Source organism: Alteromonas sp. AWQ4_252 (assembly GCF_056158205.1).
The window spans coordinates 2,638,758-2,654,673 of the sequence record NZ_JBSWSV010000001.1; the positions used below are offsets into that span (position 1 = coordinate 2,638,758).

Below are 15,916 nucleotides of genomic sequence, written 5' to 3' on the forward strand. Positions count from 1 at the left end.
TTGGTGAATGTTTTACCAGAAAAACTTATGAGTGATTATAATTATAAATATCTGATATTTAATGTTTTAATTTATTTTTGTGTTTTACTGATTTGTCGTCGCGTCAAACGTATGGGAAAGAATCTATTTGTTAAAATTTTTTACATCTATATTTTTATATGCAATCATTGATATTCAAATGTAAATTATTGGGGTGTTTGATGAAAAGGTTTGCTGTAAAACAATCTTACTGTGGTGTAATAGTTGGTCTGGTGTTTGCCGGGTATTTTCAAGCGAGCGCAGCGCGCGAAATCGACACTGTGAGGGTGACAATTCATCCACTACAACAGTACTACATTGGTGATACATCGACATTGGATCGAACCAAATTCTTTAACCTTCATTCAAGCCCGGCTGATCCTGACGCGGCTGAGATGGATTTATTGTTTATTAAGCATGAACTTAATGCCGGTTATGGGCGAGTATTTTGGGGCCCCATGGCAGTGAGTGAAACGTCAAATTATCCCTCTACAGAGCAGGCCATTATCGACGGTGCAAAAGCCATAGAGAATGCGAAGAACGTGACTTATAAAGCCTTTAACAGTAATCGGGTCGTTGTTACAGAGCACCCTGCCAGCGTGATCAACGAAGGCAATGATCCAGTTGAGGGCGCGCGTTGGGCCGCCGATTACTTCGAATATTTCTTTGATGATGAAAGTCGCCCAGTGTTTTATGAACCCATGAATGAGCCATTCGTGCATGCTGGTGATTTTGTTGAAGGGCCGTGGGATCCTGTCGCCAACGCTGAAGTTCAGTACCGTATGGCAACCTGGTTCGGCGAAATTGGTAAAGCCTTTGACCAACGTGGGCTTGATACCCAAGTGATTGGTTTTTCCTCTGCATGGCCATCTTATGAACTGAATGATTTTTCACATTGGGCATCCCGGCAAAAAATGTTCATGGACGTGGCCGGTGAACACATGGATGCCTTTTCATTTCATTTATACGATGGCGTGAACGTGACGGGGCAGGACAACTTTCGGTCTGGCAGCAATGCCGAAGCCATTATCGACATGATCGAGGCCTACAGCTTTATAAAGTGGGGTAAGGTAAAAGATCACGCGGTAACGGAATATGGTGGAATAGTTGAAGGCTATCCACTCGAATATAGCCCTGAAAAAAGTTCGCAGGAACTACGATCCTATAATCATATTCTGTTTTCTTTATTAGAACGTGAAGATCGAATATTAACATCAGTACCGTTCATTACGGGCATTTCCAAGTGGTTTTACGATGCTAATAATTTTAACCCGTACTCTGCCGCGGTACTACGACCGGACCCGGATAAGATTGTTGGCTCTAAGGTCAAGGGCTATTTGCCAACAGAAAAGGCTAAGTTTTATCTGCTGTGGGCTGATGTTAAAGGTAACAGGGTGGTAGTTGAAGAAAAGGACCCGGACTTGGCTGTCCAAGCCTTTAGTTATGGTGACAAGCTGTATGTAGCCCTGAACAATTATGAAGATAGCAGCAAGCCAGTTTCGCTTAATTTCGTCTCTTTTGATCAAGGCATACAGCAGGTGCGAGCTAAACGCTTGTACGTACCTTACGACGGAGCAGCGAATTACACTGACGAGGTGCTAGCGCAAGTGCCATCTAGTATTATGATGGCGGCCCATGAAACCGTGGTGCTAGAATATACCCTGGCGTCAACGGTTTCACCTGAATCAATAGTGAGATCATCTTCGTATTATACAGATATTTATTTACAGCCTATCGTTCAGGATACGGTGATGTCATTTCCTTTTAATGATGTGGCATTACCTGACGATGAGGCACAGTTTGTAGATGTACTAAGTGAATCATTTATTTTTGACCAAGCAATTTACGATAGTATCAATGATAATGAAGTAGTGCGTTTGCAAGCACTATTGCGCAGTTATGAGCGTCAGTTGGCGAGCATTAAACGTCGTCAACCCGATAACTGGCAAGAAAGTCGCGCATTGACGCGTCTGCTTGATCGCGCGGCACGCTCTAAAAATACCGCAAAGGCTCTGCATTACCATTTTGCGCAAAATGGTTACAACACGTCGCCAGGCATGGCCATGATAAAGTTGGGTATTGGACGGAAACACGATAAGTCTAAGCAGCCGCAAATGCGGATAAACGGCCACAGCGTTTCAGTCCCTAATGACTGGCGCGGTGCCGACCAAGCCACACGGGATGACTTTTTTGGTGTGATAGAAATTCCGGTACCGGCTAAGTTCCTTAAAACCGACAACATAGTGGATTTTGTTTTTCCTGACACCCAGGGTCATATAAGTTCTGTCATTTTAACTGTCGATACCGAAGAATCGTATCAGGGTACACCAGTTTCAGGTATTGAGTTACCTTTAGATATTGCTATCAAAAAAGATCGTCCCTATCGCTTGCAAGCTAACATTTTACCGGCTGACGCTACTAATAAATATGTCGTTTGGACATCGAGTGACCCGGCTGTGGCGACGGTGGAGGATGGTGTAATCACACCTGTTTCACCAGGGTATGTGAACATAATCGGGCGTACATTCGATGGAGATTTTGAAGCGACCACGCAGGTGCATGTGAAAGATGAAGTCACTTTAAGAAATACGATTGTGATTACCAATGATGTATCTACTATGGAGTCAGCGAGCAGTATTACTTTAGATATCGATTATTCCACAGATATCGAACGCGATGTGGCTTTTGAACTCATTGGGCCCGACGGAAAATGGTTGGGTTTGAGCCGTTTGACTGTTCCTGCTGGCGAGGGGACAACTCAGATAACGCTGAGTTTCGATGATATTCTGCCAGCTGGTAAGGGCTATAAAATTATTGCCGCACTTCGCCAGGTTGGTGGTGATTGGCGTACCAGTGTTGATGGTCATACGATATCTGGTGTGGAAATTACCTCCGGAGAGACGCCTCCAAACCCAACAAACAATTTACTTGGTGACAATGGTGGCTTTGAAAGAGGTGATTTGGGGGATTGGAACTATGTCTTTGGCTCAAGTGGTCAGGCAGTGGTGACTGCTGATGCGGCAATGAATGGTGATTACGGCATACTGTTTGATACCACCGATGGTCGCGTAGGGATTACTCTTGACGAGTCTGTACTACCAGAAGGGCTCATGAAAGCAGGTAAGGCTTTCACGCTGAGCTTTTATTTAAAAAGGCTTAGCACTGGTCCGTGGTCTGGTGGCATGAGTCAGTTTATCAACACTAATGGCGGCTGGAAGACCTCTGGGCAAAAATGGTTTGGCGGTACGCAAACTGGCACATGGGAAAGAGTGGAAATTCAAATTGACGGTGTGAACTGGCCGGATACACAAACCTCATTTGAAGTGAATCTCATGACTCAAGGACACACTTGGTACGCCGATGATTTCGTGTTGGAAGAAGTGACGACGCCTTGAACCGGTGTGTAATACTTTGATGAACAAAAAAAGCAAAGACTTTGGATCTTTGCTTTTTTATTTACTTAGGGTAAATGTACGCTTTTCTATCGATGGGCAATTTAACGTGTCGGCTCATACTCAAACCATTCAAAAAATGCTTGGTTTTGACTCCCTTCACCATGACTGCTTGCGTACATACCGACGTAGTTTCCATTAAAACGTTGGTTTATTTCATCAGAAAGGATATCAAGTGGTTGAGGTGCGCCGATGGGCGTTAACGTATTTTCGTCAGGGCCTGCACTAAACTGGGCGTTATTATCGGTTATTGAAACGTGCAATATTACTTCAGGGTCACCATAAGGTGTTCGGGCTATCTCGGTTACTTCTACCTCTCCTTTCTCAGCGACTTTCGCGGTTTTAATCAGTGAGATCTGCTTGGCTTCTTTAACAAGTTGATAATGGTTCGTTGAACGCCGATATAACACAAGACCAGCAGTTTCATTGTCTTGTGTAGTGATAAAACGCAGGCGTGTCGACGCGGTAAAACTATGATGCTGAAAACGTCGACCTAAAAAAGCAGGGTTTGATAAGTCATCAATGGAGGCAGCAGCGAGGTTGAGTACTAGGGTTCCATTTTCAAGCTTAAACCAGCGATCATTGGGTGTTCGTAGCATATTCCAGCTCTTCGACAAGGTATTGTGGTTGAACTCGTCTCGTTTGACAGGTTGCCTTGACGGTGACCATGGTAGCCGGGGACGCTTCTGTTGTTGCTTCACGAGTCCTACGCCAGGATTATAAATAGGTGTGATACCACTTTCGTTTTTTTGCATTTTAACAGACGCTAAAAATGTCTCTCTTGAAAGTAAGGTTGTGCCATCAAGGGGACGCTTAGCCAGCAACACCGACCACCAATCTCCATCCGGTGTTTGTATTAAGTCAGCATGACCGGTTTGGGTAATTGGATATGTATTTTGTAAGTGGCGGTGGGTGAGTACCGGGTTTGCGTGGTTCGGTTCATAGGGCCCCCAGAGTGATTGACTATTGAACACCGTGACAGCATGGAATTCGTTGGTGCCGCCTTCGCCAATTAATAACAAGTACTCCCCATCCACTTTGAAAAGACGAGGTCCTTCCGCCCAGCGTGCATTTGCCGCGTGACCAAACGTCAACTGTCTTGGTTCTCCTTTTAATACTCCGGTTTCCAATGAAATTTCTTGCATCCAAACGCCGTTCTGTCCGGGCCAGCTAGGCGCATTGGCGTTGTTGAGTAAACCGGCACCGAGATAGTAACTTTTCCCATTTTCCCAGTATAGCGATGGATCTATGCCTACTGCGCCTTTAATCCATACGGGAGAACTCCAGGGGCCTGCAGGATCCTTGGCTGAAATGATGAGATTACCCTTGCAGCCAACGCAGGTTGTCACGATGTAAAAAGTACCCTTATGAAAGCGAATGGTTGGTGCGAAGATCCCTAACGAATCTCTTAGTCCTTCTTGTAGTGTAAAGGCAGGAACATTGTTTTCTGTTAAGCCGTGGCCTATAAGTTCCCAGTTTACCAGATCCTTACTTTTATGTATGGGAAGGGCCGGAAACCACTCAAATGTTGAGTTTGTCATGTAATAGGTATCACCCGCGCGGGTAATGCTGGGGTCGGGATAAAAGCCGGGGAGAATTGGGTTGTCGAACGTCTCGGGTGCAGATAAAGCAAACATACTCAATGCAGACAGAAGTAAAGAGGTTAGAAAAGCCTTACCGGTGTAGTGCATGATTAATAGTTCCAATGGTTTGAACAAGAGTGTACAAAAAAAGTGGGGTAGTGAGGGAAGGTAGAAATTCACTATTTCTACCCTGTATAAAAGTGCTTATCGCCACGCTCGGAAATAGTCGACGTGATAGTAGGAGCGTTCCTGACGGGGTTCATTATCGCCAGATTGCCAGTCGTACACTAAAATATCGAGTATCACAGGCATCGGAAAATCACCTGGATAATCAGCGGGAGCTACTGCGCTTTTCCAGATAGTTCGGACTTTCTTTCCATCGACATAAAAATAAATTCCTCCTGGCGTTCGCATGACACCGTAGGTATGCCAGTCAGTATTCACACCGTTATTTTCCAGCGTATGTGCATAGCTATAGTTGGGGATTTGATCGACATTGCCGGTTTGCTGGGTCCAGACAAAATGATGAATATTGCTTTTACTTTTTGTTTGGTCGTTCCAGCCAACATAGGGAAAGTGTTCATATACATCAATTTCATATTGGTCGCCGTTACTATTGTCTCTATTAAAAAACCAGAAACTGCTGGCAATGTTATTAGTTGCCGCTTTGGCGCGTACTTCAAAATAACCGTATTTTAGAGCTTGTTTGCTTGAAACAATACCTGTGGTGTGTTTATCACCAAAGAACGCACCAGGTCTGGCCTCTAAAACCAAATTGCCTTGGTGGGTATACGCCAAATTATTGGTGTAAGTAAAACTGTTGTTTCCCAGCCAACCCGTTGGGTGATAGCGATTCCACTTTGTCGTGTCCGGCGTTTGCCACTGTCCTGGTTGATTAAATTCATCACTAATACTGGCATCGAAGGTGAAGCCTTCATTATTGATAAGCCAATTGCCCTCACCATCTACGTCTGGTGTAAAAGCGAAGGAGGGGGTACTGGCCGATAACGCGGCAATAAAAGGCGCAATGTGTACAAGTTTTCTAAGCGTAATTTTCATTATAGACCTTATGTATTTGTCGTAATTAAGCGCTGATGCCAAGCAATCTATGCGTGACAACATTTTATGCGGGTGTAGTTGCATGCACTTTTGATATCAGCCCATTTTACTGCCGGTAGGGCTGAAATTAGAGTAAAGCATAGGTCTCTCGTTTTGTAAATTAAATGTAAATTTGATTATTTATATTTGAGTTAAAATATATTTAGCTCAAATAAAATTTAGGTTTGTTTGTTGTGTTTCATTTTAATTAGATTCCTTTTATGATTTGGTTGTTTTGCATATGAAATATTAGGCCTTTGGTGGTGATGCGGTTTGTCATATGCGTGATGAGCACTTTTCTTCAAGGTTGTAGTATGTAAAAAATGTGCTCGCATGACATTAAAAACAGATGCTGGCGATATCAGTTCGCATTTAACCGTTTATTTATTTGTTTTATCCCGTGGGCTATTGCACAAACCGAATGTGACTGTAAAAAATAAAACCATTGATACTGGTATTTCGTAGTAAAAAACCGGTATGGTAAAGCGTACTGGATACATCTCACGTACCAGCCAAACATCCCAATGCATGACACCACTTAATTGCAAAGTAACGGAGAAAAACATGAAACAAGCGTTCAAGACCGGCCTGTTGGCAGCCATAGTAATGGCAGGAATGACGAGTGGGGCTGCAGTGGCCCAGGAAGCTGCTATGAGTGAAAAACACGCACAGGCAGCCACTAACTTTCGTCAAGCGCTGTACAAGTTGGTATACAGCAACATGGGCCCTTTGGGCGGTATGGCAAAAGGTAAAATTCCGTTCGATCAGGAAGTTATCGCTACCAATGCTATGCGTCTTGAGCAACTCGCTGATATGATGAGCGATTACGTGAAAGTGGATACCCGTAAATTCGACGTTGACACAGAAGCGAAAGACGAAATTTGGGAAAACTGGTCTGATTTTGAAGGAAAAGTAGAAGCATTGAAAACTGCTGCTGCAAACCTGCAGGCTGTAGCTGCAACGGGCGATGAGAGCAAATATGCCAAAGCGATTGGCCAAGTGGGTGCGTCTTGTAAATCTTGTCACGACGACTACAAAGCCGATTAATCCTCTTTTTGGCTGGCTTAGTACTATAAATAGTTCCTTTTTTACGGCGCTTCTGCGCCGTTTAGTTCCTGCGGCTCCCTCTTTTTCAAATATATCCTTGTCCTCTGAAGTATTAGTGAGTGAGAGCAAAAAAAGTTTGTTCAGCCTTACCACTTCTATAAATAGCGAGCCGAGGGTTTTATAGCCTGTAAACACTTGCTGGCTGATGTTCGCTCAGAACGAGCGAAAATGTACCGGAACAGTCGACACGTTTTAGTTTGCACTCCGAATTTTTTACCAGATCTGCGACATAAGTCTTATCACCTCATTTGTAAATTTTGAGTTAATGTGAAGGCAAAAGAGGATTAACTCTCTCTTTACTGGCCAACTTTATTAAATCAAGAGGTAAGTCATGTCTTACGCTGAAGAATACAACTACTCCATATCGCAGCCAGAGGATTTTTGGAGGCAGAAAGCTGGGGACGTACCTTGGTTTAGTGCGCCTGAAACCATTTTGTCAAAGGATGAGAATGGAATTTATCGTTGGTTTTCAGATGGAGAAATGAATACGTCTTATATGGCTTTGGACTATCATTGCGAGAATGGGCGAGCAGATCAAACCGCGCTTATTTTCGACTCTCCGGTAACGGGAACGAAAGCGAAATATTCCTATTCAGAGCTTCGCAAATGCGTGGCCTGTTTTGCAAATGTCCTTAAACAACAAGGAGTAGAAAAGGGCGACAGGGTAGTAATTTACATGCCCATGATCCCTCAGGCTGTAATAGCTATGCTGGCAGTCGCGAGGCTAGGGGCAATTCACTCTGTAGTATTTGGCGGCTTTGCGCCCAATGAGTTGGCAGTGAGAATTGAGGATGCACAACCCAAAGTCCTGGTGACAGCTTCCTGTGGCATTGAAGTGACAAAAGTTATTGAGTACAAGCCCCTGGTAGATGCGGCTATTGCCTTGTCTTCTCACAAACCGGATACCACTATCGTATACCAGCGAGAACAGGCCGAAGCCTCATTGGGTGACGGGGACATTGACTGGGATATCGCAATGCAAGATGCCGGGGAGGAGGAGTGTACGCCTGTAAAGGGTACAGACCCGCTCTATATTCTATATACATCCGGAACGACGGGAAAACCCAAGGGGGTTGTGCGGGACAATGGTGGTCACGCGGTGGCATTAAAATATTCCATGTCAGCGATATATAACATGGCGCCCGGCGATGTATTTTGGGCGGCATCAGATGTGGGCTGGGTTGTTGGTCATTCCTATATTGTTTATGGACCTCTGCTGCACGGTTGTACCACCGTTGTGTATGAGGGAAAGCCTGTGAAAACTCCCGATGCTGGCGCTTTTTGGCGTATGGCTGAAGAGTACAAGATTAAAGCATTGTTTGCTGCCCCCACGGCCTTTAGAGCAATAAGAAAGGAAGATCCAGATGCATCCAAAATGCAGAACTTTGATCTGTCTTCTCTGGATACGATTTTTATGGCGGGAGAGCGTCTGGACCCACCAACCTATTTGTGGACAGTAGAAAAAACCGCCAAACCTGTTGTCGATCACTGGTGGCAAACGGAAACCGGGTGGTCAATTTGCGCCAATCCCACAGGCATTGAAAACATGCCAGTCAAACCGGGCTCATCTACGTTACCGGTTCCCGGCTTTGATGTACAAGTGCTCGATTTTCGCGGAGATCCACTCCCAGCCGGGGAGCAAGGTGCCATTGCCATTAAATTACCTATGCCACCGGGCTGTCTGCCCACCATATGGGGAGACACTGAACGATTTCGCCATAGCTATCTCGACGCTTACCCGGGCTATTACACTTCAGGCGACGGCGGATATAAAGATGATGAGGGTTATGTATTTATCATGGGGCGGACCGATGATGTCATCAATGTCGCCGGACACCGTTTATCAACCGGGGAAATGGAAGAAGTGGTTGCGGCGCACCCACTGGTCGCTGAATGCACCGTCATTGGAATACATGATGCTTTAAAAGGTCAGGCCCCGGTGGGACTCGTGCTTTTGAAAGACGGCGCAGACATTGACGAAGACGATTTACAAGCTGAACTGGTGGCGATGGTGAGGAAGGAAATTGGGCCAATTGCTTGTTTCCACCGGGCTGTCGTTGTTTCCAGGCTGCCAAAAACCCGATCAGGCAAGATTTTACGCAAGTTGCTGCGACAAATAGCGGAAAATCACGAAGTGGCCATACCTTCTACTATAGATGACCCTGGCAGCGTGTCAGAAATTACTTCAATCATGCACGAGCGTGGATTGGTACGAGAAAAACCCGAGTAGCCAGGCTTTCATATAAAAGAGGGAAGCATTCGTGCTTCCCACTATCTTTAATAATAAAACTCGTCTTCAACTTCCGGCGGAGCGACTTCGACAACATAATACACCACTGCTGCACTAAGTAACGCCGCTATGATAAAGGCCAGCCATTTTGACGTTTTAATCGCTGGCTCCTCTGTTTCTTTCTTTCCATGGACCATGGCTGGGGCCAAACGCTGCTTTTTATATACTGCGTAAAACACGATTGCGGCAACATGAAGTGCAATGACAGCAAGTAGCACGTTAAACCCAGTGTGGTGAATAAAACCCATTACCTTGAGTGTATTATCTTCAACGGCGGCGCGCCATGGGCCATCAAAGAAGATGTCGTCAGTCATGAAAAGGCCACTAACTGCCTGCGCCAACACCAGCAACAACATAACTATAACTACCCAACCACCTAGCGGATTATGTCCTGCATGGGCCTGAGAGTTTCGGTTGAAAAGAGAAGAAGCATAGCGAAGTACAGCTTTCGGACCAGATACAAATTGACTGAATTTGGCATAATCTGAACCGATAAACCCCCAAATGATACGAAAGACAATAAGCCCAAGCGTAAAGTAGCCAAAATAAAAGTGCCACTGCATAGCGTCGTCCAGCACTTCAGCGGTGAGGTACTGAGCAGTGATGGAAACAACCAAAAGCCAGTGAAACAAGCGTGTCGGGACATCCCAGATTAATTTTTGACTCATTTCTACTCCTCGCTTGTTTATAGACGAAATACACTGCTTTTGGCCATTAAGAGCCTAACAAGAGTGTGAATGTGATGAAATCATGCGATTAAACGACATTACAATCAAGTATCAGGCGGTAATACCTGCGGAATATGCGATATTTATTCGCGATGAATTGAAAAATGAAATGCATCAGGCAAAATGTGGTCAACTTAGTTAAGTGAAGATGAATAGATGAAAGTTGCAATTCTGGGTGCAAACGGTCGCATGGGGCGGGTGTTGATTGAAGCGGTGCGAGAGCAAGAAGGGGCAGACCTGGCTGTCGCCACTGTGCGGGATGATTCGCCATGGGTGGGCATTGATGTGGGAGAACTGGCGGGCATTGGTTCTCTTGAAATTCATTGCACGGCCGTAAGTGAACTCAACGCGGACGATGTTGACGTGGTGATTGATTTTACCCTTCCTGCTGCATTTGATGACAATTTGGCCTGGTGTGTCAAACACAATAAGCCCGTAGTTATTGGAACCACAGGGTTATCGCAAAAGCAACTCGCTTCTCTGGATGAAGCTGCCAAAAAGATTCCACTGGTGTTCGCTGCCAATTACAGCGTAGGTGTGAATGTTATGCTTGCGTTAGTTAAACAGGCTGCAGCGGCACTGGGCAATAGCGCGGATATTGAAATCCTCGAAGCCCATCATCGTTTTAAGCAGGATGCACCGTCAGGGACTGCCATGGCGATTGGTGAGGCCATCGCCGATACTTTAGGTAGAAACTTGCAAGAATGCGCGGTTTACGGAAGAGAAGGCAAAGAGCCTCCCCGTGAACACAAAACTATTGGTTTTGCGACCGTAAGAGCGGGTGATATTGTTGGGGAACACACGGCGTTGTTTGCAGACATTGGCGAGCGCCTGGAAATTACGCATAAAGCATCAAGCCGTCTCACTTTTGCCAAGGGCGCGGTTCACGCGGCTTTGTGGCTATCGGGCAAAGCGAATGGACGTTATGGTATGAACGATGTGATCGGGTTAACGTAAGGCTTAAATATTGTTAACACCAGATAATTGGTGATTTTTCAGGTTAGACCAGGAAAACTCATCAAATAAGGTGTTTTTGATATTTTTCTGAATTTGAATTAGACGTTAGGAGATAACTCCTATATAATACTTGGAATTTGCCAAAATTTAGCGTTTCGGGTCTCCCGAGTCGCGTTTTATTAGCTGCAAAGTATAGTTAACGGGAAGTAACATTTTATATTACTTCCCGTTTTTGTGGGGTTTATACGGTTTTCGTATAAACCGTCGGTTATCCTTAATCTGGAGGTTGACTTGGCTAATTCTGCCCTTTTGGTGTTAGAGGATGGTTCAGTTTTTAAAGGAACGGCGATAGGTGCTTCTGGTACTGCCGTTGGGGAAGTGGTTTTCAATACTTCCATGACAGGCTATCAGGAAATCATCACCGACCCATCTTACGCTGAACAAATCATTACACTTACTTACCCCCATATCGGTAATACCGGTACCAATTCTGAAGACGTCGAAGCAGACATAATCTGGTCCAAAGGTCTTATCATTCGTGACCTTCCCCTCGTAGCCAGTAATTTTCGAAACGAACAAACATTATCTGAATACCTTACTGCCAAAGGCGTAGTAGGAATTGCGGATATTGATACCCGTCGATTAACTCGTATCCTTCGTGACAAGGGTGCGCAGAACGGTTGTATCATCTGTGGTGACGATTTAGATGAAGCCAAAGCACTAGCTGATGCTAAGGGGTTTCCGGGCTTAAAAGGCATGGATCTGGCCAAAGTAGTGAGCACTAAGGAAGTGCAAGCCTGGAGCAAAGGCACATGGGCGCTTGGTGAAGGCTACGTAACGCCTGCAGAAGCGAAATACCATGTTGTTGCTTACGACTACGGTGTGAAAAACAACATTTTACGTATGTTAGCAGACCGCGGCTGTAAGGTTACACTGGTACCGGCACAAACACCTGCAACTGACGTATTGGCCCTCAGTCCGGATGGCGTGTTCTTATCTAACGGCCCTGGAGACCCAGAGCCCTGTGATTATGCTATTGAAGCGATTAAGACCATTGTTGACACAGGGTTGCCAGTATTCGGAATCTGTTTAGGCCACCAGTTGCTGGCTTTGGCCAGTGGTGCGAAAACCGTGAAGATGAAGTTCGGTCACCACGGCGCTAACCACCCGGTGAAAGACCTTAAAAAAGGTACAGTGATGATCACCAGCCAGAACCACGGTTTTGCAGTTGATGAATCTACGTTACCGGATAACTTAGAAGTTACTCATATTTCATTGTTCGATAAATCGCTGCAGGGTATTCACCGTACCGACAAACCTGCGTTTAGTTTCCAGGGTCACCCTGAAGCAAGCCCGGGTCCGCATGAAGCGGCTGATCTGTTTGATCACTTCATCGAATTAATTGAACAATCAAAACAGTAGGAACTCGCCGACAATGCCAAAACGTACTGACATAAAAAGTATCTTGATTTTAGGTGCTGGCCCTATTGTGATCGGCCAGGCCTGTGAATTTGACTATTCCGGCGCACAAGCCTGTAAGGCACTGCGCGAAGAGGGTTACCGGGTAATTCTGGTAAACTCGAACCCCGCTACTATTATGACCGACCCTGAAATGGCTGATGCAACTTACATTGAGCCAATTCATTGGGAAGTTGTTCGCAAAATCATCGAAAAAGAGCGCCCTGACGCAGTTTTGCCTACCATGGGCGGCCAGACTGCACTGAACTGTGCACTGGATCTTGAACGTGAAGGTGTACTCAAAGAGTTCAACGTTGAACTCATTGGTGCTACTGCCGATGCTATCGACAAAGCGGAAGATCGGGAACGCTTCGATAAAGCGATGAAGTCTATCGGCCTTGAATGTCCTCGTGCAGAAATTGCTCATTCTATGGAGCAGGCCCACGACGTGCTAAGCCGCATTGGATTTCCTTGTATCATCCGTCCTTCGTTCACCATGGGTGGAAGCGGTGGTGGTATTGCGTACAACATCGATGAATTTAACGAAATCTGTCACCGGGGACTCGATCTTTCTCCTACCAATGAGCTACTCATCGATGAGTCGTTAATTGGCTGGAAAGAATACGAAATGGAAGTGGTTCGGGATAAAAACGATAACTGTATTATCGTTTGTACTATCGAGAACTTCGATGCTATGGGTGTGCATACCGGCGACTCTATTACCGTTGCACCGGCTCAAACACTGACCGACAAAGAATTCCAAATCATGCGTAACGCGGCTATGGCCGTACTGCGTGAAATCGGTGTTGAAACAGGTGGTTCAAACGTACAGTTCGGTGTCGATCCTAAGACCGGCCGTTTGGTTATCATTGAGATGAACCCCCGTGTATCCCGTTCTTCAGCACTGGCATCAAAAGCAACTGGTTTTCCTATTGCGAAAGTGGCTGCCAAGCTGGCTGTGGGTTACACCCTCGACGAACTGGCTAACGATATCACCGGTGGTCTGACCCCGGCGTCGTTCGAGCCGTCTATCGACTACGTTGTGACTAAAATTCCTCGCTTTAACTTTGAAAAATTTGCTGGTGCCAACGACCGTCTGACTACACAGATGAAGTCTGTGGGTGAAGTGATGGCGATTGGCCGAAATCAGCAGGAGTCATTGCAAAAAGCATTACGTGGTCTTGAAGTGGGTGCGACTGGTCTGAATCCGATCCTGGACCCCCAGGACGACGAAGCCATGAGCAAGCTCAAGTATGAGCTTCAGAACCCAGGCGCAGAACGTATCTGGTATATCGGTGATGCTTTCCGTATGGGTATGAGCGTTGACGAAGTGTTCTCTTACACCAATGTTGACCGCTGGTATCTGGTGCAACTGGAAGAGCTGATTAAACTGGAAAACCAGGTGGCAGAACAGGGCGTTAGCGCACTGACTGAAGATTTCACCCGTGCACTGAAGCGTAAAGGTTTCTCTGATGCCCGTTTGGCAGAGCTGACTAATGTTGCAGAAAGCGATATCCGCGACATCCGTCGTGGCTTCGGTATCTCTCCGGTTTACAAGCGTGTTGATACCTGTGCAGCTGAGTTCTCAACCAGCACCGCGTACATGTACTCTACATACGATGAAGAGTGTGAAGCTGCACCAACAGACAAAGATAAAATCATGGTACTGGGCGGTGGCCCTAACCGTATCGGTCAGGGTATCGAATTCGATTACTGCTGTGTGCATGCGGCACTGTCTATGCGTGAAGACGGTTACGAAACCATCATGGTTAACTGTAACCCTGAGACAGTTTCTACCGACTACGACACCTCAGACCGATTGTACTTCGAACCGGTAACGTTAGAAGATGTGCTGGAAATCGTAGCCAAAGAACAACCTAAAGGCGTGATTGTTCAGTACGGTGGTCAAACACCATTGAAACTTGCCCGGGCTCTTGAAGCGAATGGTGTACCTATTATCGGTACGTCTCCGGAAGCCATTGACCGTGCAGAAGACCGTGAGCGCTTCCAGCACATGGTGAACAAGCTTGGTCTCAAGCAACCCGCCAACGCTACGGTGACTAACACTGAGCAGGCATTGGCACGAGCAGAAGAAATCGGCTTCCCGCTGGTTGTTCGTCCATCTTATGTTCTCGGTGGCCGAGCGATGGAAATCGTTTACGACCTCAAAGATCTGAAACGTTATCTGAACGAAGCGGTTAAAGTGTCTAACGACGCCCCTGTACTGTTGGACCGTTTCCTTGACGACGCGATTGAAGTCGACATCGACGCAATTTGTGACGGTACTGACGTGGTTATCGGTGGCATCATGGAGCACATCGAACAAGCCGGTGTTCACTCTGGTGACTCAGCTTGTTCACTACCTTCACACTCTCTGCCAAAAGATATTCAGGACACCATGCGTAAGCAGGTCCGTGATATGGCTTTAGAGTTGGGTGTAGTGGGTTTGATGAATACGCAGTTTGCCATTAAAGATGGTGAGGTGTATCTGATTGAAGTGAACCCCCGCGCTGCCCGTACCGTACCTTTCGTATCCAAAGCGACAGGAGTACCACTTGCCAAGGTTGCTGCCCGCTGTATGGCCGGCAAATCACTGCAGTCTCAGGGTGTGACGGAAGAAATCATTCCGCCGTTTTATTCTGTTAAAGAAGTGGTACTGCCATTTGCCAAGTTCCAGGGTGTTGATCCGTTGTTAGGGCCTGAAATGCGCTCTACCGGTGAGGTGATGGGTGTAGGTGATACGTTTGAGGAAGCGTATGCAAAAGCCAACCTGGGAGCCAGTGCGCCACTGCCTAGAGAAGGCAAAGCGTTGCTGTCTGTTCGTCACAATGACAAAGCCCGTGTTGTCGACCTTGCCAAGGCAATGATTGAGGCCGGCTTTAAGATTGAGGCGACCAGTGGTACTGCGAAGAGCCTGATTGACGCAGGTGTTGAGTGTTCTGTTGTCAACAAGGTGTCTGAAGGACGTCCCAACATCGTTGATTCAATTAAAAACGGTGAATACAGCTACATCATCAACACGACGGAAGGCCGCCAGGCAATCACTGACTCTGTATACATTCGTCGTGAAGCGTTATTAAATAAAATTACGTATACCACAACAATGAATGCAGCATTCGCGACCATTCGTGCAAAATCTGCGGATGACCGTAACAAGGTTGCTTCCGTGCAGGAATTGCATGCACGTATTCATGGGTAATGACAAAGGTCACAAATTGCGTTAAT

9 protein-coding genes are annotated in these 15,916 nt (G+C 46.1%); 6 read left to right on the plus strand and 3 right to left on the minus strand.

Annotation, left to right across the window (positions count from 1 at the left end):
• Positions 1-200 precede the first annotated feature (200 nt).
• Positions 201-3,413 (plus strand): Ig-like domain-containing protein, encoded by a 3,213-nt coding sequence (locus ACXACM_RS11635; protein WP_474821878.1) that lies wholly within the window; start codon positions 201-203, stop codon positions 3,411-3,413.
• A 101-nt stretch (positions 3,414-3,514) separates the two neighbouring features.
• On the opposite strand, the gene ACXACM_RS11640 is transcribed toward ACXACM_RS11635, so the two are convergent.
• Together ACXACM_RS11640 and ACXACM_RS11645 are read right to left on the minus strand one after the other, a co-directional pair.
• Positions 3,515-5,161 (minus strand): glycoside hydrolase family 43 protein, encoded by a 1,647-nt coding sequence (locus tag ACXACM_RS11640; RefSeq protein WP_474821879.1) that lies wholly within the window; start codon positions 5,159-5,161, stop codon positions 3,515-3,517.
• Positions 5,162-5,257: 96 nt separating this feature from the next.
• Entirely contained in the window at positions 5,258-6,112 is an 855-nt protein-coding gene (locus tag ACXACM_RS11645; RefSeq protein ID WP_474821880.1) for a family 16 glycosylhydrolase, read from the minus strand.
• A 603-nt stretch (positions 6,113-6,715) separates the two neighbouring features.
• Here ACXACM_RS11645 and ACXACM_RS11650 point away from each other — a divergent pair.
• Together ACXACM_RS11650 and ACXACM_RS11655 are read left to right on the plus strand one after the other, a co-directional pair.
• Entirely contained in the window at positions 6,716-7,198 is a 483-nt protein-coding gene (locus ACXACM_RS11650; protein ID WP_474821882.1) for a c-type cytochrome, read from the plus strand.
• A gap of 391 nt (positions 7,199-7,589) precedes the next feature.
• Positions 7,590-9,488 carry a propionyl-CoA synthetase gene (locus ACXACM_RS11655; protein WP_474821883.1) on the plus strand — a complete coding sequence of 633 codons (1,899 nt, stop codon included), beginning with the start codon at positions 7,590-7,592 and terminating at the stop codon, positions 9,486-9,488.
• Positions 9,489-9,535: 47 nt separating this feature from the next.
• On the opposite strand, the gene ACXACM_RS11660 is transcribed toward ACXACM_RS11655, so the two are convergent.
• Entirely contained in the window at positions 9,536-10,216 is a 681-nt protein-coding gene (locus ACXACM_RS11660) for a cytochrome b/b6 domain-containing protein (RefSeq protein ID WP_474821884.1), read from the minus strand.
• Between the two features lie 216 nt (positions 10,217-10,432).
• Between ACXACM_RS11660 and dapB the strand changes: the two genes are divergently transcribed.
• From dapB to carB, 3 genes are all read left to right on the plus strand, one after another.
• Positions 10,433-11,233 (plus strand): 4-hydroxy-tetrahydrodipicolinate reductase, encoded by an 801-nt coding sequence (dapB, locus tag ACXACM_RS11665; protein WP_474821886.1) that lies wholly within the window; start codon positions 10,433-10,435, stop codon positions 11,231-11,233.
• Positions 11,234-11,524: 291 nt separating this feature from the next.
• Positions 11,525-12,655 (plus strand): glutamine-hydrolyzing carbamoyl-phosphate synthase small subunit, encoded by a 1,131-nt coding sequence (gene carA / locus ACXACM_RS11670; protein WP_474821887.1) that lies wholly within the window; start codon positions 11,525-11,527, stop codon positions 12,653-12,655.
• A 13-nt stretch (positions 12,656-12,668) separates the two neighbouring features.
• A complete protein-coding gene (carB, locus tag ACXACM_RS11675) occupies positions 12,669-15,890 on the plus strand; it encodes a carbamoyl-phosphate synthase large subunit (RefSeq protein ID WP_474821888.1) in 3,222 nt (1,073 codons plus the stop codon).
• Positions 15,891-15,916 lie beyond the last annotated feature (26 nt).